The 538-nt window shown below is 46.1% G+C and carries 2 protein-coding genes; both read right to left on the bottom strand.

All coding sequences use genetic code 11. From position 1 onward, the window contains the following. Window positions 1-274: type 1 glutamine amidotransferase family protein (locus GCE9029_RS26880; protein WP_497463377.1), on the bottom strand; the 274-nt coding region annotated here is incomplete at its 3' end. Between the two features lie 7 nt (window positions 275-281). Then, on the bottom strand, window positions 282-538 hold a 257-nt coding region (locus GCE9029_RS25445), incomplete at its 5' end, for an aldehyde dehydrogenase family protein (RefSeq protein WP_157487864.1).

Genomic DNA, 538 nt, shown 5'->3' with positions numbered 1-538 from the left:
CCAATGGACGTCTGCGCGCCTCGCAACGCACGATCCAATCCATAAGCTGCAAAATCCAGGGATGATTATCGTAAGCGTTGTGAACACTACCAGTGATAATAAACCCATGGCATTCATCATGATGAGGCAACTCTCCTTCGGTCGCATCAAAGTTCTCAAAAGTGAATTCATTGTTGATCTCGACTAAAGAGGCCTCGATCATATCCGCATATTGTCCATGGTCATCTGATAATGGCGAGTCCACATGGCCGCACGTTAATATCCCTATCTTCATCTATCACCTATTTCATCGTTGGCATTACAAATTCCCTTTCTCTTTGCCCTTTAGGCCAGCGAGCTGTCACTGTCTTCATACGAGTATAGAAGCGCACGCCATCATTGCCATGAACATTAAGTGGTCCAAAAATAGAACGTTTCCAACCGCCAAAGCTATGAAACGCCATTGGCACTGGGATTGGCACATTAATACCTACCATGCCAATTTCTACTTTTTCCGAGAAGTCGCGCGCCGTGTCACCATCACGAGTAAAGATCGCAG

This window comes from Grimontia celer, from assembly GCF_900055185.1.
In the GTDB taxonomy this organism is placed as follows: domain Bacteria; phylum Pseudomonadota; class Gammaproteobacteria; order Enterobacterales; family Vibrionaceae; genus Enterovibrio; species Enterovibrio celer.
Note: the sequence above shows the minus strand (reverse complement) of the source record. Positions and strands in the feature narration are given on the sequence as shown.